At 40.7% G+C, this 25,703-nt stretch carries 18 protein-coding genes and 2 tRNA genes; 13 read left to right on the forward strand and 7 right to left on the reverse strand.

The features are described 5' to 3' along the window. Window positions 1–32 precede the first annotated feature (32 nt). The 7 genes from I2F54_RS04160 (at window position 33) to I2F54_RS04190 (ending at window position 7,247) form a co-directional block, all read left to right on the forward strand. A complete protein-coding gene (locus tag I2F54_RS04160; RefSeq protein ID WP_009120886.1) occupies window positions 33–1,016 on the forward strand; it encodes a vWA domain-containing protein in 984 nt (327 codons plus the stop codon). 82 nt (window positions 1,017–1,098) lie between these two features. Continuing rightward, complete coding sequence (locus tag I2F54_RS04165; protein ID WP_009120887.1) at window positions 1,099–2,127, forward strand: VWA domain-containing protein; 1,029 nt, start codon at window positions 1,099–1,101, stop codon at window positions 2,125–2,127. Continuing rightward, on the forward strand, window positions 2,124–2,831 hold the full coding sequence (locus I2F54_RS04170; protein WP_087411974.1) for a tetratricopeptide repeat protein: 708 nt from the start codon (window positions 2,124–2,126) through the stop codon (window positions 2,829–2,831). Before I2F54_RS04165 ends, I2F54_RS04170 begins: the two co-directional genes overlap by 4 nt. A gap of 21 nt (window positions 2,832–2,852) precedes the next feature. Continuing rightward, the gene (locus I2F54_RS04175) at window positions 2,853–4,694 is read left to right on the forward strand and encodes a BatD family protein (RefSeq protein WP_022219085.1); all 1,842 of its coding nucleotides are present in this window, start codon (window positions 2,853–2,855) and stop codon (window positions 4,692–4,694) included. 16 nt (window positions 4,695–4,710) lie between these two features. Beyond that, window positions 4,711–5,553, forward strand: coding sequence for a tetratricopeptide repeat protein (locus tag I2F54_RS04180; protein WP_195500588.1), 843 nt, complete (start codon window positions 4,711–4,713; stop codon window positions 5,551–5,553). 200 nt (window positions 5,554–5,753) lie between these two features. Next, on the forward strand, window positions 5,754–6,035 hold the full coding sequence (locus I2F54_RS04185) for a hypothetical protein (protein ID WP_005654248.1): 282 nt from the start codon (window positions 5,754–5,756) through the stop codon (window positions 6,033–6,035). An 84-nt stretch (window positions 6,036–6,119) separates the two neighbouring features. Further along, a complete protein-coding gene (locus I2F54_RS04190) occupies window positions 6,120–7,247 on the forward strand; it encodes a universal stress protein (RefSeq protein ID WP_009120892.1) in 1,128 nt (375 codons plus the stop codon). Between the two features lie 200 nt (window positions 7,248–7,447). On the opposite strand, the gene I2F54_RS04195 is transcribed toward I2F54_RS04190, so the two are convergent. Continuing rightward, complete coding sequence (locus tag I2F54_RS04195) at window positions 7,448–8,710, reverse strand: tetratricopeptide repeat protein (protein ID WP_009120894.1); 1,263 nt, start codon at window positions 8,708–8,710, stop codon at window positions 7,448–7,450. Then, on the reverse strand, window positions 8,694–11,222 hold the full coding sequence (gyrA, locus tag I2F54_RS04200) for a DNA gyrase subunit A (protein ID WP_195500589.1): 2,529 nt from the start codon (window positions 11,220–11,222) through the stop codon (window positions 8,694–8,696). The genes I2F54_RS04195 and gyrA overlap by 17 nt, the downstream gene beginning before the upstream one ends. A 464-nt stretch (window positions 11,223–11,686) precedes the next feature. Between gyrA and I2F54_RS04205 the strand changes: the two genes are divergently transcribed. The 5 genes from I2F54_RS04205 to I2F54_RS04225 all read left to right on the forward strand — a co-directional run bounded on the left by I2F54_RS04205 (window position 11,687) and on the right by I2F54_RS04225 (window position 19,091). Further along, window positions 11,687–14,215: an ATP-dependent Clp protease ATP-binding subunit gene (locus tag I2F54_RS04205; protein ID WP_087426375.1), complete on the forward strand. Its 2,529-nt coding sequence runs from the start codon at window positions 11,687–11,689 to the stop codon at window positions 14,213–14,215. Window positions 14,216–14,325: 110 nt separating this feature from the next. Then, the gene (gene htpG, locus I2F54_RS04210) at window positions 14,326–16,374 is read left to right on the forward strand and encodes a molecular chaperone HtpG (RefSeq protein ID WP_195500590.1); all 2,049 of its coding nucleotides are present in this window, start codon (window positions 14,326–14,328) and stop codon (window positions 16,372–16,374) included. 176 nt (window positions 16,375–16,550) lie between these two features. Continuing rightward, the gene (locus I2F54_RS04215; RefSeq protein ID WP_009120898.1) at window positions 16,551–18,848 is read left to right on the forward strand and encodes a patatin-like phospholipase family protein; all 2,298 of its coding nucleotides are present in this window, start codon (window positions 16,551–16,553) and stop codon (window positions 18,846–18,848) included. A 75-nt stretch (window positions 18,849–18,923) separates the two neighbouring features. Further along, window positions 18,924–18,997, forward strand: a tRNA-Arg gene (locus I2F54_RS04220). A 20-nt stretch (window positions 18,998–19,017) separates the two neighbouring features. Next, window positions 19,018–19,091 (forward strand) — tRNA-Arg (locus I2F54_RS04225). Between the two features lie 262 nt (window positions 19,092–19,353). Here the strand turns inward: I2F54_RS04225 and dapA are convergent. After that, window positions 19,354–20,247 (reverse strand): 4-hydroxy-tetrahydrodipicolinate synthase, encoded by an 894-nt coding sequence (gene dapA, locus I2F54_RS04230; RefSeq protein WP_022219094.1) that lies wholly within the window; start codon window positions 20,245–20,247, stop codon window positions 19,354–19,356. A gap of 103 nt (window positions 20,248–20,350) precedes the next feature. After that, window positions 20,351–22,348 carry an NAD-dependent DNA ligase LigA gene (ligA, locus tag I2F54_RS04235; protein ID WP_195500591.1) on the reverse strand — a complete coding sequence of 666 codons (1,998 nt, stop codon included), beginning with the start codon at window positions 22,346–22,348 and terminating at the stop codon, window positions 20,351–20,353. 97 nt (window positions 22,349–22,445) lie between these two features. On the opposite strand from ligA, the gene trmD reads away from it, so the two are divergent. Beyond that, window positions 22,446–23,123, forward strand: coding sequence for a tRNA (guanosine(37)-N1)-methyltransferase TrmD (trmD, locus tag I2F54_RS04240; RefSeq protein WP_022219095.1), 678 nt, complete (start codon window positions 22,446–22,448; stop codon window positions 23,121–23,123). A gap of 92 nt (window positions 23,124–23,215) precedes the next feature. Here the strand turns inward: trmD and I2F54_RS04245 are convergent, their stop codons facing one another. The 3 genes from I2F54_RS04245 to I2F54_RS04255 all read right to left on the reverse strand — a co-directional run bounded on the left by I2F54_RS04245 (window position 23,216) and on the right by I2F54_RS04255 (window position 25,422). Further along, a complete protein-coding gene (locus tag I2F54_RS04245) occupies window positions 23,216–24,127 on the reverse strand; it encodes a dihydroorotate dehydrogenase (RefSeq protein ID WP_195500592.1) in 912 nt (303 codons plus the stop codon). Beyond that, window positions 24,115–24,891 carry a dihydroorotate dehydrogenase electron transfer subunit gene (locus I2F54_RS04250; protein ID WP_009120903.1) on the reverse strand — a complete coding sequence of 259 codons (777 nt, stop codon included), beginning with the start codon at window positions 24,889–24,891 and terminating at the stop codon, window positions 24,115–24,117. The genes I2F54_RS04245 and I2F54_RS04250 overlap by 13 nt, the downstream gene beginning before the upstream one ends. A gap of 72 nt (window positions 24,892–24,963) precedes the next feature. After that, window positions 24,964–25,422: a helix-turn-helix domain-containing protein gene (locus I2F54_RS04255; RefSeq protein ID WP_195500593.1), complete on the reverse strand. Its 459-nt coding sequence runs from the start codon at window positions 25,420–25,422 to the stop codon at window positions 24,964–24,966. Window positions 25,423–25,703 lie beyond the last annotated feature (281 nt).

Genomic DNA, 25,703 nt, shown 5'->3' on the forward strand with positions numbered 1-25,703 from the left:
CATAAATCGTAATTTGTAAAATTGTAAATATCATGGTTTTTGCCAATATTGAATATTTATTTTTGCTACTGCTGCTTATACCTTATATAGTATGGTATATCATGAAGAGGAAGAATAGTGAGGCTACGCTTCAGATTTCGGACGCTCGTGTTTATGCACATACCCCTAAGAGCTATAAGAACTATTTGCTGCATGCGCCGTTTGCATTGCGGATAATTGCTTTAGCGCTGATTATTATTGTTTTATCCCGTCCGCAAACTACCGATAGCTGGCAGAATAGCGAAATAGAGGGTATTGATATAATGCTTGCTATCGATGTTTCTACCAGTATGTTGGCCGAGGATTTGAAACCTAACCGCTTGGAAGCGGCCAAGGATGTGGCGGCCGAGTTCATCAATGGCCGTCCGAATGATAATGTCGGTATCACGCTGTTTGCCGGAGAGAGTTTTACGCAGTGTCCGCTGACGGTAGACCATGCCGTTCTGCTGAATTTGATAAAAGACGTAAAGTGTGGTCTTATCGAGGATGGTACGGCAGTGGGAATGGGTATTGCCAATGCGGTTACCCGACTGAAAGACAGTAAAGCCAAATCTAAAGTAATCATTCTATTGACAGATGGTACGAATAACAGAGGAGAGATATCTCCGTTGACGGCCGCCGAGATAGCAAAAAGTTTTGGTATCCGTGTTTATACTATCGGTGTAGGAACTAACGGTATGGCTCCATATCCTTATCCGGTAGGCGGAACCGTGCAATATGTCAATATGCCGGTTGAGATTGATGAAAAGACTCTGACACAAATTGCCGGGACAACGGATGGCAATTATTTTCGTGCTACGAGCAATTCGAAGCTGAAAGAGGTATATGAGGAAATAGACAAGCTGGAGAAAACGAAACTGAATGTAAAAGAATATAGTAAACGTCAGGAAGAATATCGTTGGTTTGCGCTGGCGGCTTTCTTGTGTGTGCTGTTGGAAGTTTTGTTGCGTAACTCTATATTGAAGAAGATACCGTAATAATTGCAGACTTTTCCTCTGATATATTTTGTATCGTACGCAAATTTAGTAAATAGTAAATCGTAAATTAGTAAATAAGAAGATGTTTCGATTTGAAGAACCTGCATATTTGTACTTGTTGCTGTTGCTGCCCTTGCTGGCAGCCTTCTACTTATATTCCAATTATCGGCGGCGAAAGAATATCCGTAAATTCGGTGATCCGGTACTGATGGCACAGCTGATGCCGGATGTGTCCAAATACCGTCCGGATGTGAAATTTTGGATGGTGTTTGCTGCTATCGGACTGTTTGCCGTACTGTTGGCTCGTCCCCAGTTCGGTTCTAAACTGGAAACAGTGAAGCGTCAGGGAGTGGAAGTGATGATTGCATTGGATATTTCCAATTCGATGTTAGCGCAAGATGTGCAGCCCAGCCGATTGCAGAAGGCGAAGAGACTGGTGGCACAGTTGGTGGATAAAATGGAAAATGATAAGGTAGGTATGATTGTATTTGCAGGTGATGCATTTACGCAACTTCCTATCACAAGTGATTATATATCAGCCAAGATGTTTTTGGAATCCATTGATCCGTCATTGATTTCTAAACAAGGTACGGCAATTGGGGCAGCCATTAATTTAGCCTCCCGCAGTTTTACGCCTCAAGAAGGTGTAGGGCGTGCGGTGATTGTCATAACTGATGGTGAAAACCATGAAGGTGGTGCGGTAGAAGCTGCCAAAGCTGCTGCCGAGAAAGGTATTCAGGTGAATGTACTTGGTGTGGGTATGCCCGAAGGAGCACCTATTCCGGCGGAAGGAACCAATGATTATCGTCGTGACCGTGACGGGAATGTGATTGTAACCCGCCTGAACGAACAGATGTGTCAGGAGATAGCGAAGGCCGGTAATGGTATTTATGTGCGTGTAGATAACACAAACGGCGCTCAAAAGGCGATTAGTCAGGAAGTCAATAAAATGGCGAAGGCTGATGTGGAAACACAGGTATATACAGAATTCAATGAGCAATTCCAGGCTGTGGCATGGATTATTTTATTGTTATTATTGGCTGAAATGCTGATATTGGAACGTAAGAACCCTTTGTTCCGTAATATTCATTTATTTTCCAATAAGAAATGATGCGTATGTTACAGAAGAGATATATAGGATTGGTTTTACTGCTGTTGATGGCAGTTACGGCTTCGGCTCAAAAAGCCGAACGTGATTTTATTCGTAAAGGAAACCGCTTTTTCAAAGACAGCGTGTATGTCAATGCTGAGGTGAATTACCGTAAGGCATTGGAAGTGAACCCTCAGTCTACAGTTTCTATGTTTAATCTTGGAAATACACTGGCGCAGCAGAATAAGTTGCAGGAGGCTATGGAACAATATGTTGCTGCCACGAAAATGGAAAAGAACAAGGATGGATTGGCTCAGATTTATCATAATATGGGAGTGATTTTTCAGTCGCAAAAGGATTATGCAAAGGCGGTAGAAGCATACAAACAGTCATTGCGTAATAATCCGAAAGATGATGAAACACGTTATAACTTGGCTTTGGCTCAGAAGATGTTGAAAGACCAGCAGCAGAACCAGCAAAATCAAGATCAAAATCAACAGCAGCAGAAGCAAGATCAACAAGAGGATAAGCAAGAGCAGAATAAAGACCAGCAACAGAATAAAGATCAGCAACAACCACCTCAGCCGCAGAAAAAGGACAATGAGATGTCTAAAGAAAATGCCGAACAACTTTTGAATTCTGTGATGCAGGATGAAAAAGACGTACAGGATAAGGTTAAAAAACAGCAAGTTATCCAAGGTGGTCGTTTAGAAAAGGATTGGTAATAAATATAATAAGAAATATATATGAGAAAAATAGTTTTCTTATGGATGGCACTGATGATAGTCAGTATACATGCTTTTGCCGATGGTAAGGTATCGTTTACTGCGTCTGCCCCTGATGCTGTGGCGGTAGGTGATCAGTTCAGGCTATCATATACAGTGACTACACAGAAAGTGAGGGACTTCCGGACTCCTTCCATAAAAGGATTTGATGTGCTTATGGGGCCGAGTCGTTCCCAACAAAAAAGTGTACAGATTATTAATGGGGAAACAACCTCTACCAGCAGTATTACATTTACATACATTTTAATGGCTACTGCAGAGGGGAGTTTTACTATTCCAGGGGCCACTATAACGGCTGAAGGTAATCAGATGGTTTCCAATTCTGTACACATAAATGTACTTCCTGCCGACCAAGCGGGCGGGGGAGCTTCCGGAAATGGTGGAAGACAAAGCGGTTCGACAAGCCGTGCTTCATCAGGAACGTCAGTTTCAAATAGTGATTTGTTTATTACTGCTACGGCCAGTAAGACAAATTTATATGAGCAAGAGGCGTTCTTGTTGACGTATAAGATATATACTTTAGTGGATTTGCGTGGTTTTGATAATGTGAAACTTCCTGATTTTAAGGGGTTTCATTCGCAAGAAGTAGAACTGCCTAATGACCGCAAGTGGAGCCTTGAACATTATAAAGGAAGAAACTATCAAACAACTGTATATCGCCAATTTGTACTATTTCCGCAACAATCGGGAAAGATAACCATCGATGCGGCGCGCTTTGACGCATCGATAGCTAAAGCTACTCATGTAGACGATCCTTTTGAGGCATTTTTCAATGGTGGTAATAATTATGTGGAAGTAAAGAAAACGTTAGTGACTCCTCAATTGACAGTTGACGTGAAAGCTTTACCGGAAGGTAAGCCCGCAGGGTTCTCTGGCGGAGTGGGAGAGTTCAGTATTTCTTCTTCTATAAATAGCACGAATGTTAAAACAAATGATGCTGTTACAGTGAAGCTTGTTATTTCCGGTACAGGTAATTTGAAATTAATTTCTACTCCGGAAGTAAAATTCCCTGAAGACTTTGAAGTATATGATCCGAAAGTTGATAATAAGTTCCGTTTGACAAATGCCGGGCTTTCAGGTAGCCAGGTAATTGAGTATCTTGCTATTCCCCGTAATGCGGGAACGTATAAGATTCCGGCTGTGAAGTTCAGTTATTTTGATATTAAATCTCGGGAATATAAGACTTTAACAACCGAGGAATATGAGCTTCATGTTGAAAAAGGTAGCGGTAATGCCGCTCAAACTATTGCCAACTTCACTAATAAGGAAGATTTAAAGGTTCTGAATGAGGATATACGTTATATTAAGCAGAATAACGTAACGCTTTCTCAGAAGGGTGACTTTTTCTTTGGCTCTTTGCTTTGCTGGTTATTCTATATTGTGCCTGGTATTGCATTTATCCTATTCTTTGTTATTTATCGTAAACAAATTGCTGCCAATGCCAATGTTGCTAAAATGCGTACGAAGAAAGCAAATAAAGTAGCTGTAAAACGTATGAAGCTGGCTGGTAAATTATTGGTTGATAATAAGAAAGATGCCTTTTATGATGAGGTTTTGAAGGCATTGTGGGGGTATATTAGTGATAAGTTGAGTATTCCGGTTTCACGTTTGTCTAAAGATAATATTGAAGGGGAACTTCGCAAATATGGTGTGGATGAAGTATTGATAAAAGATTTCCTTGATGCATTGAATAATTGTGAGTTTGCCCGTTTCGCTCCCGGAGATGATAATCAGGCCATGGATAAGGTTTATTCGGACTCTTTGGAAGTTATCAGCAAAATGGAAAACTCTATAAAACATTAATTGGGAGGACACAATAATGAAGAAAATAATATCCTTAACCTTGAGTTTTTTAATGGTGTTAGTTGTCTGGGGACAAGATGTAGCCACAGAAGATACTTTGGCTGTTGCTAAAGACTCTGTTTCCATAGGCTCACATACAGAATTCGCTGCGACTAAACTGTCAGATGATAATGTAACAAAAGCACAAGGTGATAGTGCATATATGCGAAATGATTATGCTTCTGCTATTCAAATTTACGAGAGTCTGTTGACAAAAGGGGAAGCGGCCGAAATCTATTATAATTTAGGTAATAGCTATTATAAAACTGATGATATAGCCAAAGCTATTTTGAATTATGAACGCGCTTTGCTGTTGCAACCGGGAAATGCTGATGTGCGTGCGAATTTGGAGATTGCACGTTCTAAAACGATAGATAAGGTCGTTTCAGTACCTGATATCTTTTTTGTTACTTGGACTAAATCTTTGATAAATTGCTTAAGTGTAGATGCCTGGGCCAAATTAGGCATCGTATTTTTTATTCTTCTGCTTGTATCCTTTTCTCTTTTCTTCTTTTCCAAACAGATCGTATGGAAGAAGAGTGGATTTATTGCGGGAATTGTATTCTTAATATTTGTTGTATTAAGTAATGTTTTCGCTTCAGAACAAAAAACAGAGTTGATGAATAGAAATAATGCCATAATCTTGTCTCCAAGTGTCACAGTACGTAGTACTCCTAGTGAGAGTGGTACTAGTTTGTTTGTTCTGCATGAGGGACATAAAATTGAAATTAAGGATAATTCTATGCGTGAGTGGAAAGAAATTCGTTTAGAAGATGGTAAAGTGGGATGGGTTCCTGCTTCTGCAATAGAAGTGATTTAGGATAAGCTTATAGCTGAATATAAAGCCCGTATGATATATAAAAGAAAACAGGTTTCTTTTACTTCATGCGGGTTCTTTTTGTATTTATGGAAATGTTAAACATATAATGGAAAAATACAAGTAAATAGTTTGTTTTATCTTTTTTTTTCCTTAAGTTTATAGCGTGATAAAGAAATATCCAAAGTATTAACATTAAATTTATGAATATGAGAACAATAACATTTAATGAACTCCGTAAGATCAAAGACTCATTACCTAGCGGTAGTATGCATAGAATAGCCGATGAACTCGGACTTAACGTTGACACTGTAAGAAATTTTTTTGGTGGTCATAACTTTAAGGAAGGTAAAAGTGTTGGGATTCATTTGGAACCCGGTCCGGATGGCGGTTTAGTAATGATTGATGATACTACCGTTCTTGACCGGGCTTTAAAGATTTTAGACGAAATGGCAGGTGAAACTGCTGAACCCGTTCAGGCTTAAGAAGAGAGAGTAAAAAGGATCCCAATTGCTGAGAAACAATTGGGATTTCTTGTGTGTTTTATAAACGATATAATAAGATGACTTATGGAAGATAAATTAGTAACATTAGCGATTCTGACGTATGCCAAGGCACAGATACTGAAGAATGTTCTTGAGAATGAAGGTATTGAGACTTACATCCATAATGTGAATCAGATACAGCCGGTTGTATCTTCCGGGGTACGTGTCCGTATAAAAGAAAGTGACTTACCGCATGCTCTGAAAATCACTGAAAGTTCAGCATGGCTGTCTGAAGAAGTAGTAGGAGAGAAGGCCCCTAAAATAGAGAAAGGAAGTAACAAGGTTGTGATTCCTGTCGATTTTTCAAACTATTCGTTGAAAGCCTGCGAATTCGGCTTTAATTTTGCAAAAAATATAGATGCTGAAGTTATTTTACTTCATGTTTATTTTACACCTATCTATGCGACATCATTACCATACGGTGATGTGTTTAATTATCAACTGAGTGATGAAGAAAATGTAAGAAACATATTGCAAAAGGTGCATTCGGATTTAAACGCTTTGTCCGATAAGGTAAAAGCTAAAGTCGCTTCCGGAGAATTTCCTGATGTAAAGTATACTTGTGTCTTAAGGGAAGGTATTCCGGAAGAAGAAATATTGCGCTATTCTAAAGAAAACCGTCCAAGGATTATTATTATGGGTACACGTGGTAAAAATCAAAAGGATATTGATTTGATTGGTAGTGTAACGGCCGAAATTATTGAACGTAGCCGTGTACCTGTTTTAGCTATTCCTGAGAATACACCATTTAAGCAGTTTAGCGAAGTCAAGCGTATCGCATTTATTACAAATTTTGATCAACGTGATTTAATAGCTTTTGATTCATTGATTAATAGTTTGAAACCATTTCATTTTTCCGTATCTTTAATACATCTTGCTGATGTAAAAGATACTTGGAATGAGATAAAGTTAGGTGGTATTAAGGAGTATTTTCAAAAACAATATCCGCAATTGGATATTTACTATGATGTGGTGAAAAATGATGATTTTCTTAATAGCTTAGATAACTATATTAAAACCAACCAGATAGATATTATTACATTGACATCATATAAACGAAATATATTTTCTCGTTTATTCAATCCAGGAATTGCCAGAAAGATGATTTTTCATTCTGATACGCCATTATTGGTTATCTATGGACAGCCTTAATTTATCTAACATTAATAAGTACTTATACAGAATAAGGTCTTTATTTTAGATCGAATCTTTTTATTTATAATCGTGATTATGTTTAATATATCAAGAAGGTTACTAAAAAAGAAATAACTACTCCTCTCATAGAATATCACTATAAATAAAATATGTAAAAGAGAGATAGCGCCAAATGTGAGCTATCTCTCTTTTTATTATTATTGCATCATCTTATCAATTTCATCGAATTCCGGACCCATTTGCAAGTTATAGTATACTCGGTACAGTCCATTCAACCATAAATCTTTCTGATCAGGTTTCAGTTCTCTTGCTTTTTCATAATTAGGTCTAGCCTTTTCATAGAAAACTTTCAGTGTAGCTTGATCTTCTTTGTATTTCGGATCATTGACATCAGTAGTAGCCTTCTCTGAGAAATCCTGTGCTTGCAAGCAATAGATTAAACCTAAATTAGAATATGCTTCTGCGTAGTTAGGATCTACTTCAATAGTCTTTTTGTAGAACTCAATAGCTTTATCATAATCTTTCATGTTATGATAAAGATATCCTTTTACATACAAATAAAATGTATTATTAGGATCCTTAGCCAGCATATCATCTGCAAACTGCATTGCTTCGTCAAACTTATTGTTATTGCTATAATAATCAATCAGATGGCCGAAGAAGAATGAATGTTCAGGATACTTTTGAATACCATCTTTCAAGGAAGCAATCCATTTGATAGTATCGCCTTGAGCTTTCAATGCTGTAGAAATAAATTCCATGGCATATTTACCCACTTCTTTATCTTCTTTTGCATAAGGAGCATATTTCAGCACACTTGGGTAATCTTCCATTTTGGCTGCAGCTAAGCTTGCATAATAAGCAATTTGAGGCAATACGGTATCTGTTTGAAGCAGATTTTCTTTTTCAAACATCGGATTAATGGCAACATCTACATAAGTTGCAAAGAAATCGAGTGCTTCTTTGTTCTTATCCAGATTAAAGAATTGGATACCGCCATTAATCAAATTAGGACGTGCAGCTAATATAGCAGCACTATTAGATTTTCTGTATTTGTTTTTGATTTTACCTTTTTCATTAGGAATTTGTGCAAGCTCATCACATTTAAAGTAGTATTTGCACATGTTCAATGCGCTGTTGTACACTTTAAGAGTATCATAAGGTTTTCTCAAATATGCATTCTCCATTTCCTTCTCATTGATTCTCTTTTGGATAAATCCTGCTACATCCCATGTCTCAGCGTTGTCCTTAGTCTCGGCATTCGTCAAGGCTCCATTGATAAGTTTCTCTGCTTGGGCAAAGTTTGGTTTTACTTCGTTGGCAATGCTTTTAGCTTCTTTTACGTTCTTCTCCTGAGCAAAAGTGAAGCCGGCAGCAAGCAGTAAAACCATTGAAAATAGTACTCTTTTCATGATTGTAGAAAATTTTAAATTAATATTATGTCTATTCTTCATTTTCATTATTTATTTCGTTTTGAGGGGCTTCTGATGCGGTGTCATCTTCTTCTGCGATAATATCCTCTTCATTTTCGGAGGTAACCTTACATACGGAACCGATCTCGTCATTACGCTTTTCAAGATTTATTAGTCGTACTCCCTGGGTGGCACGTCCCATGATGCGGACATCAGCTACTTTCAGACGGATGGTGATACCTGATTTATTGATAATCATTAAATCATTCTCATCTGTTACAGACTTGATTGTTACCAGCTTACCGGTCTTATCGGTAATATTCATGGTTTTTACGCCTTTACCGCCACGGTTTGTCTTACGATAATCCTCAATATCAGAACGTTTACCATATCCTTGCTCTGACACAACCATGATTGTTTCGGCTTCAGGGTCTTTGATGCAAATCATTCCAACAACTTCGTCTTGTCCGTCTTCATCGAGTGTCATACCACGTACGCCGGTAGCTGTACGTCCCATTACGCGTACTGCGTTTTCGTGGAAACGAATAGCGCGTCCGTTACGATTGGCAATGATAATTTCATTGTTACCGTTAGTCATGCGTACCTCGATTACGCGGTCGTCTTCACGAATAGTAATGGCATTGACACCGTTTTGGCGAGGACGGGAATATTGTTCGAGCAATGTTTTTTTAATAACACCATTCTTTGTGCAGAACAGTACATAATGGCTGTTGATGAAATCCTGGTCGTTCAGGTTCTTCACGCGCAGATATGCATTTACGGCGTCATCAGAGTCTATGTTCAACAGGTTCTGAATGGCACGTCCCTTGGAGTTCTTCGTTCCTTCGGGTATTTCATAGACCTTCAGCCAATAACACTTACCTTTTTGAGTGAAGAACATCATGGTATTGTGCATTGTTGCAGGATAAATATGCTCTACAAAGTCTTCATCGCGTGTTTCTGTTCCCTTAGAACCTACCCCACCTCGGTTTTGCGCGCGGAATTCGCTTAACGGCGTACGCTTGATATATCCCATGTGAGAAATGGTGATAATCATTTCGTCATCCGCATAGAAATCTTCCGGATTGAATTCTTCCGATGAATAAACGATTTCAGAACGGCGTTCATCACCGTATTTATTTTGAATCTCGATTAATTCATCTTTGATAACCTTGCGGCAAAGCTCATCGTTAACGAGGATTTCTTCCAAATAAGCAATCTGCTTTTGGATTTCCTCATACTCGGCATGAAGCTGATCCTGCATAAGTCCGGTTAGCTGACGCAGACGCATTTCTACAATGGCACGTGATTGAATTTCAGTCAATTCAAAGCGTTCCATCAGCCCGCTGATTGCGTCATTCGGAGTTTTGGCGGCACGGATGATTTTGATTACCTCGTCAATATTGTCCGATGCGATAATCAACCCCTCTAAAATATGAGCGCGTTCTTTAGCTTTACGTAAATCATATTGTGTGCGGCGGATAACTACGTCGTGACGATGCTCTACGAAATACTTGATAAGGTCTTTCAGGTTTAATAAACGGGGACGTCCATGTACCAATGCCACATTGTTTACACCGAAAGATGTCTGCAACAATGTCATCTTGTAGAGCTTGTTCAGTACTACGCTGGCGTTGGCGTCACGCTTCACGTCGATGACGATACGCATGCCTTCACGGTCAGACTCATCATTGGCGTTGGAAATGCCCTCTATTCTCTTTTCGTTGGCCAAATCGGCAATAGATTTGATTAATTCGGCCTTATTCACTCCGTAAGGAATCTCGGTGACGATAATCTTGTCGTGAGTGGAAGTTGTCTCAATCTCCGCTTTGGCACGCATTACGACACGTCCGCGACCTGTCAGATAGGCTTCGCGCACACCGCTCATGCCATAGATATAACCGCCTGTCGGGAAATCGGGAGCTTTGACATAAGTCATTAAATCCTCAATGTCAATATCGTTATTGTCAATGTATGCGACGCAGGCGTCTATCACTTCGGATAGATTATGAGTCGGCATATTTGTGGCCATACCTACAGCGATACCGGAAGCACCGTTTACGAGTAGATTTGGAATGCGGGTAGGCATTACGGTCGGCTCCAGTAACGAGTCGTCGAAGTTGGTTTGCATATCAACAGTCTCTTTATCAAGATCCTGCATCATTTCTTCTCCAATCTTCTGCAAGCGACATTCCGTATAACGCATGGCGGCTGCGCTGTCACCGTCTACAGAACCATAGTTACCTTGTCCGTCTACAAGCATGTAGCGCATAGCCCAAGGCTGTGCCATGCGGACGAGAGCTCCGTACACGGAAGAGTCACCGTGCGGGTGATATTTACCTAATACCTCACCGACAACTCTCGCAGATTTCTTATAGGGTTTATCCGACGTATTTCCCAGTCCCATCATACCGAAAAGAATTCTTCGGTGAACAGGTTTAAAACCATCTCTAACATCCGGAAGGGCACGTGAAACAATGACCGACATAGAGTAGTCAATGTACGAAGACTTCATTTCCTCCTCGATGTTAATCTTTATAATTCTGTCTTGTTCAAGCATTTAAAAAGATTATTAATTATACATTTGCGGGTTTGTGAAAAACCACGCTAAAGTACTGCTTTTTTACGATATACAAAAGTTTTCCCTCATAAACTTTGTTGCAGAATTCCAGGCTTACGGCCTTGTTAGGGTATCCTCTTCCCTACTGAATATATAACCGGTTAAGAATAAGATAGATACGGGTAGCAAACAAATACCACCCTTTGGAACACGGTGTACCTTACTAAGGTACGAGCCGTACCAAGCTCAGGTACATGAAGTTTCTTAGGTTGGTACATCGAATACCAACCGTTGGTACGGGCGGTATCATCGTGCATTATAATATAAGGTGTAGAAGGGAAAACCGGTAGATTATGATTTATGGCACGGGATTTGTATATTATTAAATCAGTTTATGGTACGCGATATAAAGAAATGCGTATCTTTGTAAATTCAAAACCTTTAATTAAGGAGATAAAAAATATATGAACAATCAATTTTCACAAAGAGTTTCTGATATTATAACTTATAGCAAGGAAGAAGCTAACAGGCTGAGAAATAGATATATCGGTCCGGAGCATCTTCTGCTCGGCATGTTACGTGACGGCGGTGGAAAAGCTATCGAGATATTGATGAGACTCGATATAGATTTGAAGCAAGTAAAAAAACGCATTGAAAGCTTCTTGAAGGATGCCGAAGATGACACCCTGTTACCCGATGCGGATGTACCATTGTCGCCAATGGCCGCTAAAATATTAAAGATGTGTATGCTGGAAGCGCGTATTTTAAAGAGTGCGACCGCTGATACCGAACATGTGCTATTGGCCATATTGAAAGATGGAGATAACCTGGCCGCTACTGTTCTGGAAGAAAACCAAGTAAGTTATCAATCTGTATTCGAACAGCTTACCATGCAGTCTACTAATCCGAATGCAGGTATGGGATTTCCGGAAGAAGAGGAAGATGATGATGAAGACATGAATATGTCCCATTCTTCTCGCAATGCAGGACAGGGAGCGGCTTCTTCCGCGCAGACTGCATCGAAGAAGCCTTCCAACGATACTCCGGTCTTGGATAACTTCGGTACGGACATGACCCGTGCCGCAGAAGAAGGCAAACTTGACCCTGTTGTAGGACGTGAACGTGAGATAGAACGTTTGGCGCAGATATTGAGCCGCCGTAAGAAAAACAATCCTGTATTGATTGGTGAGCCGGGTGTCGGTAAATCGGCCATCGTAGAGGGGCTGGCATTGCGCATTGTCCAAAAGAAAGTATCCCGCATCTTGTTTGACAAGCGAGTGGTAATGCTCGATATGGCCTCTGTTGTGGCCGGAACCAAATACCGCGGACAGTTTGAAGAGCGTATTCGTTCCATTATCAATGAGTTGCAGAAGAATCCGAACGTAATCTTGTTTATCGATGAGATTCACACCATTGTAGGTGCCGGTGCTGCTGCAGGTTCTATGGATGCGGCTAATATGTTGAAGCCTGCTTTGGCTCGCGGTGAAATACAGTGTATCGGCGCTACCACTCTTGATGAATACAGGAAGAATATCGAGAAAGACGGTGCTTTGGAGCGTCGTTTCCAAAAGGTTATAGTGGAACCCACTACATCGGAAGAGACCCTTCAGATACTGAAGAATATAAAAGAGAAATACGAGGACCATCATAATGTGAGCTATACAGACGAAGCGTTAGAAGCATGTGTCAAGTTGTCAGAGCGTTATATAACCGACCGTAACTTCCCGGATAAAGCCATCGATGCTTTGGACGAAGCGGGTTCGCGTGTGCATCTGACGAATATCAATGTTCCCAAAGAGATTGAGGAACAGGAAAAGCTGATAGAGGACGCACGTGTGTTGAAGGCCGAAGCCGTAAAGTCACAGAACTTTGAATTGGCTGCCAGCTATCGGGATAGAGAGAAAGAACTTTCCGCTCGTTTGGATGAAATGAAAGCGGAATGGGAAGCTCGTCTCAAAGACGACCGCCAGACTGTCGGTGAGGAAGAAATTGCCAATGTCATATCCATGATGTCCGGCGTTCCGGTACAACGTATGGCTCAGGCGGAAGGCCTTAAGCTTGCGGGCATGAAAGAAGACTTGCAGGCAAAGGTTGTAGCTCAAGATGCTGCAATAGAGAAACTTACCAAAGCGATTCTACGTAGTCGTGTAGGTTTGAAAGACCCTAATCGTCCTATCGGAACATTTATGTTCCTCGGCCCTACCGGTGTGGGCAAAACGCATTTGGCCAAACAATTGGCTAAATACATGTTCGGCTCCAGCGATGCGCTGATACGTATTGATATGAGTGAGTATATGGAAAAGTATACGGTATCGCGTATGATTGGAGCGGCTCCGGGCTATATCGGTTATGAGGAAGGCGGACAGTTAACGGAGAAAGTACGTCGGAAGCCTTATTCCATAGTACTGTTGGATGAAATCGAGAAAGCTCATCCGGATGTGTTCAATATCTTGTTGCAGGTATTGGATGAAGGACGTCTTACTGACAATTATGGCAGAACGATTGACTTTAAAAATACAGTCATCATCATGACTTCAAATATCGGTACCCGCCAATTAAAGGAGTTCGGCCGTGGCGTAGGCTTTGCAGCACAGGCACGTACGGATGATAACGAGCACTCGCGCAGCGTGATTCAGAAAGCATTGAACAAAACCTTTGCTCCTGAGTTTCTGAACCGTCTGGATGAAATCATAACGTTTGACCAACTCTCATTGGATGCCATCACGAAGATTGTAGATATAGAGTTGCAGGGCTTATATGAGCGTGTTGAAAACATTGGTTATAAGATGGTTGTGGATGATGAAGCCAAGAGATTCCTTGCTGCCAAAGGTTATGATGTACAGTTCGGCGCCCGTCCGTTGAAGCGTGCCATTCAGAATTATCTGGAAGACGGACTTTCGGAGCTGATTATATCTGCCGGATTACAGCCCGGTGATACGATTTGTGTCTCTGCCGATAAGGAAAAAGACGAGTTGAGTATAACCAAAGCGTAACAAGCTTTTATAATAAAACAGTCAAAATGTCAGTTCTTCGGGACTGGCATTTTTTTTGTGTTCAGTTTGCCAAAACAATAAAAATATAAATCTGAAAATATAAACTTAGTATGCAAAAAGGAAATATTGGGGTAACTACAGAGAATATCTTCCCCGTTATCAAAAAGTTTTTGTACAGTGATCATGAAATCTTCCTTCGTGAGTTAGTTTCTAATGCCGTCGATGCTACGCAGAAGCTTAAAACACTGGCTTCTATCGGTGAGTTTAAGGGTGAAGCCGGTGATTTGACAGTGCACGTGTCTTTGGGTAAGGATACGATTACCGTATCCGATCATGGTATCGGCTTGACAGCAGAAGAAATAGACAAATACATCAATCAGATTGCGTTCTCGGGAGCCAACGACTTCCTGGAGAAATATAAGAATGACGCCAATGCCATCATCGGTCATTTCGGACTTGGCTTTTACTCGGCTTTCATGGTTGCCAAGAAGGTTGAAATCATCACCAAATCCTATCAGGATGGCGCTAAAGCCGTAAAATGGACTTGTGACGGTAGTCCGGAATTTACAATCGAAGATACGGACAAGGCAGAACGCGGTACGGATATCGTTCTTTATATAGACGACGATTGCAAGGAATTCCTTGAAGAAGCGCGCATCTCTTCTCTTTTGAAGAAGTATTGCAGCTTCCTGCCTATTCCCGTTGCATTCGGCAAGAAGAAAGAATGGAAAGACGGTAAGCAGGTTGAAACAGCCGAAGATAATATCATTAACGACGCTAATCCGTTGTGGACGCTGAAACCCAGCGAATTGAAAGACGAGGATTACAAGAAGTTCTATCGCGACCTGTATCCGATGTCCGATGAACCTTTGTTCTGGATACACTTGAATGTGGATTATCCGTTCCATCTTACAGGTATCTTGTACTTCCCGAAGGTAAAGAGCAATATAGAGCTGAACAAGAACAAAATCCAACTTTATTGCAATCAGGTATATGTAACGGATTCCGTAGAGGGCATCGTACCGGACTTTTTGACATTGCTGCACGGCGTACTCGATTCACCGGATATTCCGTTGAACGTATCCCGCTCTTATCTGCAGAGTGACTCTAACGTTAAGAAAATCTCTACATATATTACGAAGAAAGTATCCGACCGTCTGCAATCCATATTCAAGAACGACCGCAAACAGTTTGAAGAGAAGTGGAACGATTTGAAAATCTTCATCAACTATGGAATGCTCACACAAGAGGATTTCTATGATAGAGCAAAGGATTTCGCCCTTCTCTCTGATACAGACGGCAAGCATTATACTTTTGAAGAGTATAAGACCTTGATAAAGGATAATCAGACGGACAAGGACGGTAACCTGATTTATTTGTACGCCAACAACAAAGACGAGCAATACAGCTATATCGAGGCTGCCAAGAACAAGGGCTATAATGTACTGTTGATGGACGGCCAACTTGATGTTGCCATGGTAAGCATGCTGGAACAGAAGTTTGAGAAAGTACGTTTCACCCGTGTAGACAGTGATGTTGTTGACAACCTGATAGTGAAGGAAGACAAGAAAAGCGATGTTTTGGAAGCCGGTAAGCAGGAAGCTCTCTCTGTTATCTTCAAGAGCCAGCTGCCACAGATGGAAAAGACAGAGTTCAACGTGATGGCTCAGGCTTTGGGTGAAAACGCTTCACCGGTCATGATTACTCAAAGCGAGTACATGCGCCGTATGAAAGAAATGGCTAATATCCAAGCCGGAATGAGTTTCTATGGTGAAATGCCGGACATGTTCAATCTGGTATTGAATGCCGACCATAAGTTGGTAAAAGAGATTTTGGCTGATGAAGACAAGGAATGTGCGGCTGCCGTTGCTCCGATTCAAAAAGAAATGGACGATGTAAACAATCGTCGCAATGACCTGAAAAAGAAGCAGGAAGGCAAGAAAGATGAAGACATTCCTACGGCAGAAAAGGATGAAGTGAACGATTTGAACAAGAAATGGGAAGAATTGAAATCTCAGAAAGAAGGTCTGTTTGCCAACTATGCCGCCCAAAATAAAGTTGTCCGCCAGCTTATTGATTTGGCGTTGCTTCAAAACGGCATGCTGAAGGGTGAAGCTCTGAACAACTTTGTCAAGAGAAGTATCGACTTGATTAAATAAGCCCCTTTAGATTTCTATTATATAGGGCATTGCAACTCGCATGAGTTGTAATGCCCTTTTTTTTTTTGTTTTTTCGTAATGAATATGTTTTTTTCCGTTGGATACGAGGTTTTTGGAAACTATTGTTTATATTTGAACATTGAATAAATTAGTATATTTCACTCGAAACTGCATTCATGAAAAGATTTCTTTTGTTTTTATCAGTCTGTTTATTGCTTCTGCCGCTTGCGCAAGCCCAGAAAGTAGGACTTGTTTTGAGTGGCGGCGGTGCAAAGGGCATGACGCATATCGGTATCATCCGCGCTTTGGAGGAAAATAATATCCCTATCGACTACATTACCGGTACTTCTATGGGAGCTATCATCGGTTCGCTATATGCTATGGGATATTCCCCTGACGATATGGAGGCTTTGTTGCGTTCCGAAGACTTCAAACGCTGGTATTCGGGTCAGGTAGAGCCTAAATACGGATACTATTTTAAGCAGAACCGGCCGACTCCGGAGTTTTTCAATATCCGTTTCTCTTTTAAGGATTCGTTGCACATCAAGCCTCAGATACTTCCTACAAGCATGGTAAATCCCATCCAGATGAATCTGGTCTTTGTGGAACTGTTCGCACGCGCTACGGCAGCGTGCAACGGTGATTTCAATCGATTGTTCGTGCCTTTCCGCTGTATCGCTTCCGATGTATATAATAAAAGGCCGCTGATTATGCGTAAAGGAGACTTGGGAGATGCGGTGCGTGCCTCCATGAGTTTTCCGTTTGTTTTCAAGCCGATAGAGATTGATAGCGTTTTGGCTTATGACGGTGGTATTTATAATAATTTCCCGACAGACATTATGCGTGAGGACTTCCGGCCGGGAGTCATTATAGGCAGTGTGGTAGCCGCTAATCCCAGTAAACCGAAAGAGAATGATTTGATGAGTCAGCTTGAAAACATGATTATGCAGAAGACGGATTATACCCTTCCGGATTCTTTAGGTATTATTATGACGTTCAAGTACGATGATGTGAGTCTTCTGGATTTTGACCGTCTGCAGGAGTTGCACGATATCGGCTACAACCGGACTATAAGTTTGATGGACTCCATAAAAGGCCGTATTCATCGGAGGGTCAATGCTGAGAATGTGCGTTTAAGGCGTCTGGTGTATCGAAGCAATTTGCCTCAATTCCGCTTCAGGGACATCTATATAGAAGGAGCGAATCCGCAGCAGCAGGCGTATATCAAGAAAGAATTTCATGATGAAGACCACGAAGTGTTTACATACGAGGATTTAAAGCGTGGTTATTTCCGTTTGCTATCCGATAATATGATTTCGGAGATTATCCCGCATGCGGTTTATGATACTGAAAGTGACCTGTATTCACTGCATCTGAAAGTGAAGATGGAAGATAATTTCTCTGTACGGATGGGGGGAAGTGTTTCGACCACCAGTTCCAACCAGATTTATTTAGGGTTAGGCTATCAGAACTTGAATTATTATTCCAAAGAAATCACTCTCGACGGGCAGATTGGCAAGGTGTATAATAATGCGCAACTTATGGCTAAAATAGACCTTCCTACCCGTATTCCGACTTCCTATCGTCTTATCGCTTCTTTAAGTACATTCGATTATTATAAGAAAGACAAGCTTTTCTCTAAAAACGATAAACCCTCGTTCAATTCTAAAGACGAGCGTTTTGTAAAGTTGATGGTAGCCTTGCCTTTTTTGGCTAATAAACGGGCGGAAATAAGTATCGGATACGGAAAGTTGCAAGATAATTACTTTCAATCCAGCGTAATCAATTTCGATAAGGACCGTTCGGATAAGAGCACTTATAATCTTTTGGGAGGAGCTATCGGATTTTATGGGAGTACGTTGAATGCGCGACAGTATGCAACGAAAGGGTATTTTGAAAAGCTGGTGGCACAGGTCTTTAGCGGGAAAGAAAGATTCATACCGGGAAATCCGACAGAGACGAGCGTTACAACTAAAGACCGGCAGTCTTGGTTGCAAATCTCTTATATGAAGTATGCCTATCATACTATGAGCCCCAAGTTTACTTTGGGGTGGATGGCGGAAATGCTGTATTCATCGAAGAATTTTTCGGAGAATTATACGGCAACAATGTTGCAGGCGGCGGATTTTTCTCCTACTCCTCATAGTAAGTTGATGTATAATGAGGCATTCCGGGCTAATCAATTTTTGGCGGCGGGAGTTAAACCTATATTTGTTCTCAATGATATGTTCCAGTTCCGTTCCGAATTTTATGGCTTCATGCCGATATTTCCTATCAAAAAGAATGCTTTGAACAAGGCTTATTATGGAAAAGCGTTCTCACGCTTTGAATATATGGGAGAAATTTCTGTGATATGCCAATTGCCTTTTGGGGCAATCTCTGCATATGTAAATCATTATAGCTCACCGAAAAAGGAGTGGAATGTGGGATTGACACTCGGTTGGCAGCTGTTTAATTACCGGTTTATCGAGTAATTTTCTTCAAAAAAAGTTTGCGTATCGCTTGCTAATTCGGAAAAAGTACGTATCTTTGCACCCGTTAAACAAAAAGGCCGCGTAGCTCAACTGAATAGAGTAGCTGACTACGGATCAGCCGGTTACAGGTTTGAATCCTGTCGCGGTCACACTTTTGTTAATAATAAAGGGTCGCGTAGCTCAACTGAATAGAGTAGCTGACTACGGATCAGCCGGTTACAGGTTTGAATCCTGTCGCGATCACAAGAAGCCTCTGCAATATAGTTGTAGAGGTTTTTTGTTTGTGTTTATAGACGTTGTATATTCTCCGACATACGGGCGCTGAATTTTTAATCTACATGGAAAGAATTTTATCATCGTATGAAAAATAAATATGATGTATATCAAACCGTATTTTGATATATATCATATCAATCCACAATAATATAGCGAATATGACCTGTTCTTGCAATAAAAAAGCCCCGTATTTCTATACGAGGCTTCTTATAGTTTAATAAGGCTTGTTTCAGCATTTGATATTCAATTCGTTTAATATCTTGCGCATAGCTTCAAAAGTCGTGATTCTGGTAGGTACTAGCGGCAAGCGAAGCTTATTCTCAATCATTCCCATTGCATTCAGCATGGCTTTTACTCCGGCAGGATTACCGTCAACAAAAAGCAATTTGAATAATTCCGCAAATTTGTGGTGTATGGTCAGCGCATTTTGATAATCTCCTTGCAATGCCAGACGTACCATACGGCTAAATTCGCGCGGAAAGGCGTTTCCAATGACCGAAATGATACCAACTGCTCCTAAGGTAATCAAAGGGAAGGTGATGCCGTCATCGCCCGAAATAACGTCAAAATTAGCAGGTTTGTTTTTTATGATGTCATCCATCTGGCTGATATCGCCTGATGCTTCTTTAATTGCGATTACGTTCTTAAAATCGCGTGCGATACGCAGGGTGGTTTCGGCTTTCATATTTACGCCCGTACGCCCCGGTACATTATAAAGCACAATCGGAAGGTCGGTAGCCTCGGAAATTGCTTTATAGTGCTGGTAAATTCCCTCTTGAGAAGGTTTATTATAATATGGAACGACAGAAAGAATGGCATCTACTCCTGTAAAATCGTCATTCTTCAGAGTGTCTACTATAGCGCGAGTATTATTTCCGCCTACTCCAAGCAGAATAGGTATTTTCCCATTCACACGCTCGATAACCATCTTCTTGATTTTCTTTTTTTCCTCTTCAGTCAGTGTCGGAGTTTCTGCCGTAGTGCCAAGCACGCATAAAAAATCAGTGTTGTTTTGAAGCTGATAGTCTACTAAACGCATCAATGCATCGTAATCAACGCTTTCATCCTCTTTAAATGGAGTAATCAGCGCTACCCCCATTCCTTTCAATCTAGTCTGTATCATGAGTATTATAAAGTAATCTCTAATTAAATGACTCGCAAAAGTACGATTTTTTTCGATTTACCATACAAATATAAGCCATAAAAAAGCTTTTTGTGGAAATTTGTTAGGATATGAGCGCTAAAAACTCATCTTCGCTCATAATCCTTATGCCCAGTTTGTGAGCTTTTTCCAATTTGGCTGGACCCATATTCTCCCCTGCCAGGATAAAACTGGTCTTGGCAGAGATACTACCGACATTCTTTCCGCCATTTTTTTCTATCAACTCTTTGTATTCGTCTCTTGAATGGTGCGCGAACACACCGCTTATAACAATGGATTGTCCCGCCAATTTATCCGTATATCCGCTTAAATCCTCTTCTCTGCGATAGAGCTGCAATCCGGTGGATTTCAAACGTTCTACCAACTCCCGGTTCAATGGATTTGCGAAGTATGCCAGAATGCTTTGCGCTATTTTTTCCCCGATTTCATCGATGTTTATCAGTTTTTCGAGGTTCGCATTTTCCAGTTCGTCTATATCGTTAAAGGACTTGGCTATTTTCTTGGCCACAGTTTCTCCTACAAAGCGGATACCCAAGGCAAAGAGTACTCTTTCAAATGGAACCTCTTTGCTTGCTTCGATTCCTTTAATGATATTCTCCGCCGATTTCTCACCCATACGGTCCAAGTTCTTAATATCGTCTGTCATGAGCTGATATAAATCTGCCGTATTCTTAATTAATCCCAGGCGATAGAACATATCTACAGTTTCCGGGCCTAGTCCGTCGATATTCATTGCCTTACGGCTGATAAAATGCTCTATCTTACCTTTAATCTGAGGTGGGCAGGATGTCTCGTTAGGACAATAATGGGCGGCTTCTCCTTCGTAGCGTATCAACTTGCTGCCACATTCGGGACAGTGAGTGATGAATTTCACTTTTTCGCCGATAAGCATACCGCGTGCATCTTTGTCTACTCCCGTAATTTTAGGAATGATTTCTCCACCTTTCTCTACGTAAACCATGTCTCCGATATGTAAATCCAGCCCTTCGATAATATCGGCATTGTGTAGAGAAGCTCTCTTTACGATAGTTCCGGACAGTTGTACCGGGTCTAAATTGGCAACGGGAGTTACGGCTCCGGTGCGTCCTACTTGATAAGTGACTTTATTCAAGCGAGTCAAAGCCCGTTCTGCCTGAAACTTATACGCGATTGCCCATCGGGGAGATTTCGCAGTAAAACCGAGATTTTTCTGTTGACGCATACTGTTGACTTTTAGAACAATACCGTCTGTCGCTACCGGTAAATTCTTGCGTTCGGTATCCCAATATCTGATGTATTCAAATACTTCCTCAAGGCTGTGCGCCTTTTTTGTGTGTTCCGAGATTTTAAATCCCCAGCCGGCTGCTGCTTGCAGATTCTCATAATGACCGTCACAAGGCAATTCTTCTCCCAGCAGATAATACAAATAGGCATCAAGTTTCCGAGAGGCTACAATGGCGGAATTTTGCAGCTTTAAAGTTCCGGAGGCTGCATTGCGTGGATTAGCGAAAAGCGGTTCTTCGCGCGCTTCCTTTTCCCGGTTCAACTCTTCAAACACTTCCCAAGGCATCAAGATTTCTCCTCTGATTTCAAATAATGCAGGGTAATTGCCATGGAGTATTAATGGTATGGTACGGATTGTTTTTACATTATCCGTTACATCATCGCCTTTTTCACCGTCTCCACGAGTTACGGCACGTACCAGTTTGCCATTTTCGTAAGTCAGTGAAATGGATGTACCGTCGTATTTTAACTCACAACATATCTCAAAATCTTCATTCAAGGCTTTCTTCACTCGGTCGTAAAAGTCTGTCACTTCATTTTCAGAATAGGTATTTCCCAATGAAAGCATAGGATATTTGTGAGCTACCTGAGTGAAATTCTTATTCAAGTCACTCCCCACACGCATGGTAGGTGAGTTTTCATCTTGATATTCCGGATGTTCTTTTTCAAGTTCTTGTAATTCGCGCATCCTGTCATCGAACTCTTTATCAGATATTTCGGGAGTATTCAATACGTAATAATTATAGTTGTGCCGATGTAAATCGGCGCGCAGCTGGTCTATCTTTTCTTTTATGGTCATAATGATTCTGGTGTTTGAACGCAAAAATACGGGTTTCTCCCGAATATTTTTTGCTTTTACTCTTAACTTACACTATTTTTGCGGAAAAATTAAATATATGCGTATTGATATCATTACTGTTTTGCCGGAAATGATTGAAGGGTTCTTCAATTGCTCCATCATGAAACGTGCTCAAAACAAGGGGCTTGCAGAAATCCATATTCATAATCTTCGTGATTATACCGAAGATAAATATCGCCGGGTAGATGATTATCCTTTTGGCGGGTTTGCCGGAATGGTTATGAAGATAGAACCCATAGAACGTTGTATCAATGCTTTGAAGGCGGAACGGGAGTATGACGAGGTGATTTTTACAACTCCGGACGGTGAACAGTTTAATCAGCCTATGGCCAATACGCTATCTCTCGCAAAAAATCTCATTATCCTTTGCGGACATTTCAAGGGGATTGACTATCGTATTCGCGAACACCTCATAACGAAGGAAATTAGTATCGGAGACTATGTACTGACCGGTGGCGAATTAGCTGCTGCTGTTATGGCCGATGCGATTGTACGTATCATACCGGGGGTTATCTCTGACGAGCAATCAGCTCTTTCCGATTCTTTTCAAGATAATCTTTTAGCCGCTCCTGTATATACACGCCCGGCTGATTATAAAGGTTGGAAAGTTCCGGATATTTTACTATCCGGCCATGAGGCTAAAATTAAGGAATGGGAGTTGCAACAGTCTCTTGAAAGAACTCGGAAGTTGCGCCCTGATTTATTAGGCGAGTAATCTGTAAGATGTAAATAAAAAGAAAAAGGACATTCAACTTGAATGTCCTTTTTTATGAAAATAACTTGCGAATGGCTATACTTTGTAATTTGTCATACCTCAAGTGCGCCAATTATTTCCTTAACCGACTTATATCCATGTCTGTTTAGGTAGTCATCAATACCTTCTGCAACCTTCACAGTAATTGCCGGATCGATAAAGTTTGCTGTACCAATCTGGATAGCGGAGGCACCTGCAAGCATAAATTCCACAGCATCTTTCCAATTCATGATACCCCCTAAGCCTATGACCGGTATTTTTACTACCTTAGCAACTTGCCATACCATGCGGAGCGCAATAGGTTTCACTGCCGCTCCGGACATGCCGCCTGTCACCGTAGAAAGGATGGGACGTCTGCGTTCCGCGTCTACAGCCATTCCTAACAGGGTATTGATAAGAGATACACTGTCTGCACCTCCATTTTCGGCTGCACGTGCTATCTCTGTGATGTCTGTAACATTAGGTGACAGTTTTACGATAAGTGTCTTTTTGTAAACTGAGCGTACAGCTTTTACCACTTCTTCAGCTCCTTTGGCTGTGACACCAAATGCCATTCCACCTTGCTTTACATTAGGACAGGATATATTTAATTCTATAGCAGGAATATTTACAAGTTCATTAATGATTGCAGCAGTTTCCATATAATCTTCGATAGCAGAACCTGAAACATTTACAATCATATTAGTTTTTATATTCTTAATGCGCGGATAGATATGTTCAGCAAAGTAGTGGACACCCTTATTTTGCAGTCCCACAGCGTTTAACATGCCGGAAGGAGTCTCTGCCATACGCGGATATGGATTTCCTTCACGTTTGTGAAGAGTAGTGCCCTTTACAATTATACCACCTATTCGCGATATATCGATGAAATCGGCGAATTCTTCACCGTATCCAAAAGTTCCGGATGCCGTCATTACCGGGTTCTTCATTTGCAATTCGCCAATGTTTACATTTAAATCTGCCATAATAGTTTGTTTATATTAAAAACCGGACCTTCTTTACATACACATAAATGACCTTCTGTAGTATTTTCCACACAACATAAACAAGCGCCTATGCCACATGCCATCATGTTTTCTAAAGATACTTCACAACTGATATCTTTACTTTTGGCATATTTAGCTACAGCCATCATCATCGGCTTGGGACCACAGGTATATATTTGCTCGAAGTCCACCTTGCTCAATATAGAATGTTGGGTAACATATCCTTTTTCGCCATGACTACCGTCTTCTGTTGTAGTATATACTTCCCCGTAGGCAGCAAATTCTTCCAATTGCAGCAAATCCTTGTCGCTTCTGGCACCTAATAAAAAGGTTGGTTTGCTTCCGTTTTTCGCCAATTGCCCGCCTAAATATAACATTGGTGCCGTACCTACACCACCGCCTACTAATAAGAGCTTATCTGAGGGCTTTTCAGGCATTGTGAAGCTATTTCCTAATGGAAGCACTACATTGATTACATCTCCTGGTTTTGCTTCACCTAGGCGTCTGGTTCCATCTCCTACAAGTTGAATTAGAAACCATACCTCGTTCCGTTGTTTATCTACATAATTAATAGAGATAGGACGTCGCAAGAAAGTACTGGGTGAACCATCTACGCGAATCTCTGCAAATTGTCCCGGAAGCATTTCCGGGAGCAGGGACGAGGAAGTCAATTTCAACAGCGCATAATTGGTATGCAGCCGGACGTTCTCAGTCACTGTCAGATCTAAAATATATTTTTTCATATTATCTATATAGAAGAATTATCTTTTGGCTGCAAAGATACGGGAATTTGTGCAAATAGCCGTAGTTGCCCCTTAATTTTCCGATTTGAATGTCTCATAAGTATTATCATCAAAGAAGATTCTTATTTCAGTTATTTTTCTGGGTGGTCTTTCTTTATAGATAATCTCTTGTTTTACAATCTCTTTAGGTAATTTTTGTGCTGTTTCTAATGCGATTTCCTTGCGATTTTCTGATGCACTCGTCTCATTGGACAGGTTTTCCGGATTGTCAGCGAATAAAGGATAGTCAAATCCGCCATCTTCAGTAGATGGGGAGTTATTGCTCATATTTCCTTTCCCTGTCAGCAGCCATTCAAGATTGATGTCATTATATCGCTTGTGCAGTTTTAAAATGACTTCCGTACTTGGATTATTGCGGGAACTTAAAATATGGGAGATAGTGGCTTGAGCTACATCTATGCTTTCGGCAAATGCTCCCGCAGTTAATTGTTCCCGGTCCATTATCATCTTGAATCTGTCCTTTATACTCATAGCGTAGATATTATTACAATTGTATCTCTTTTTAATCTGATTACAAAAGTAAAAAATAGAAATCACAAAAGCAAATTAAAAATGTAATATTAATAAAATCACAAGAGTACTGCGTTTGTTTACTTATGTCATTTGTATTTTTGTAAACACTTGGAATATATAAAAAATAGTTATGATATTAGCTTTAATATAATCATATATTAAGCTGGTATACAATGGTATATTCCTATATTATACCCGCTAAGATGTGTATATTACAAATGTTTTTAATTATACCCCCG

This window comes from Bacteroides clarus, assembly GCF_015555825.1.
GTDB lineage: Bacteria > Bacteroidota > Bacteroidia > Bacteroidales > Bacteroidaceae > Bacteroides > Bacteroides clarus.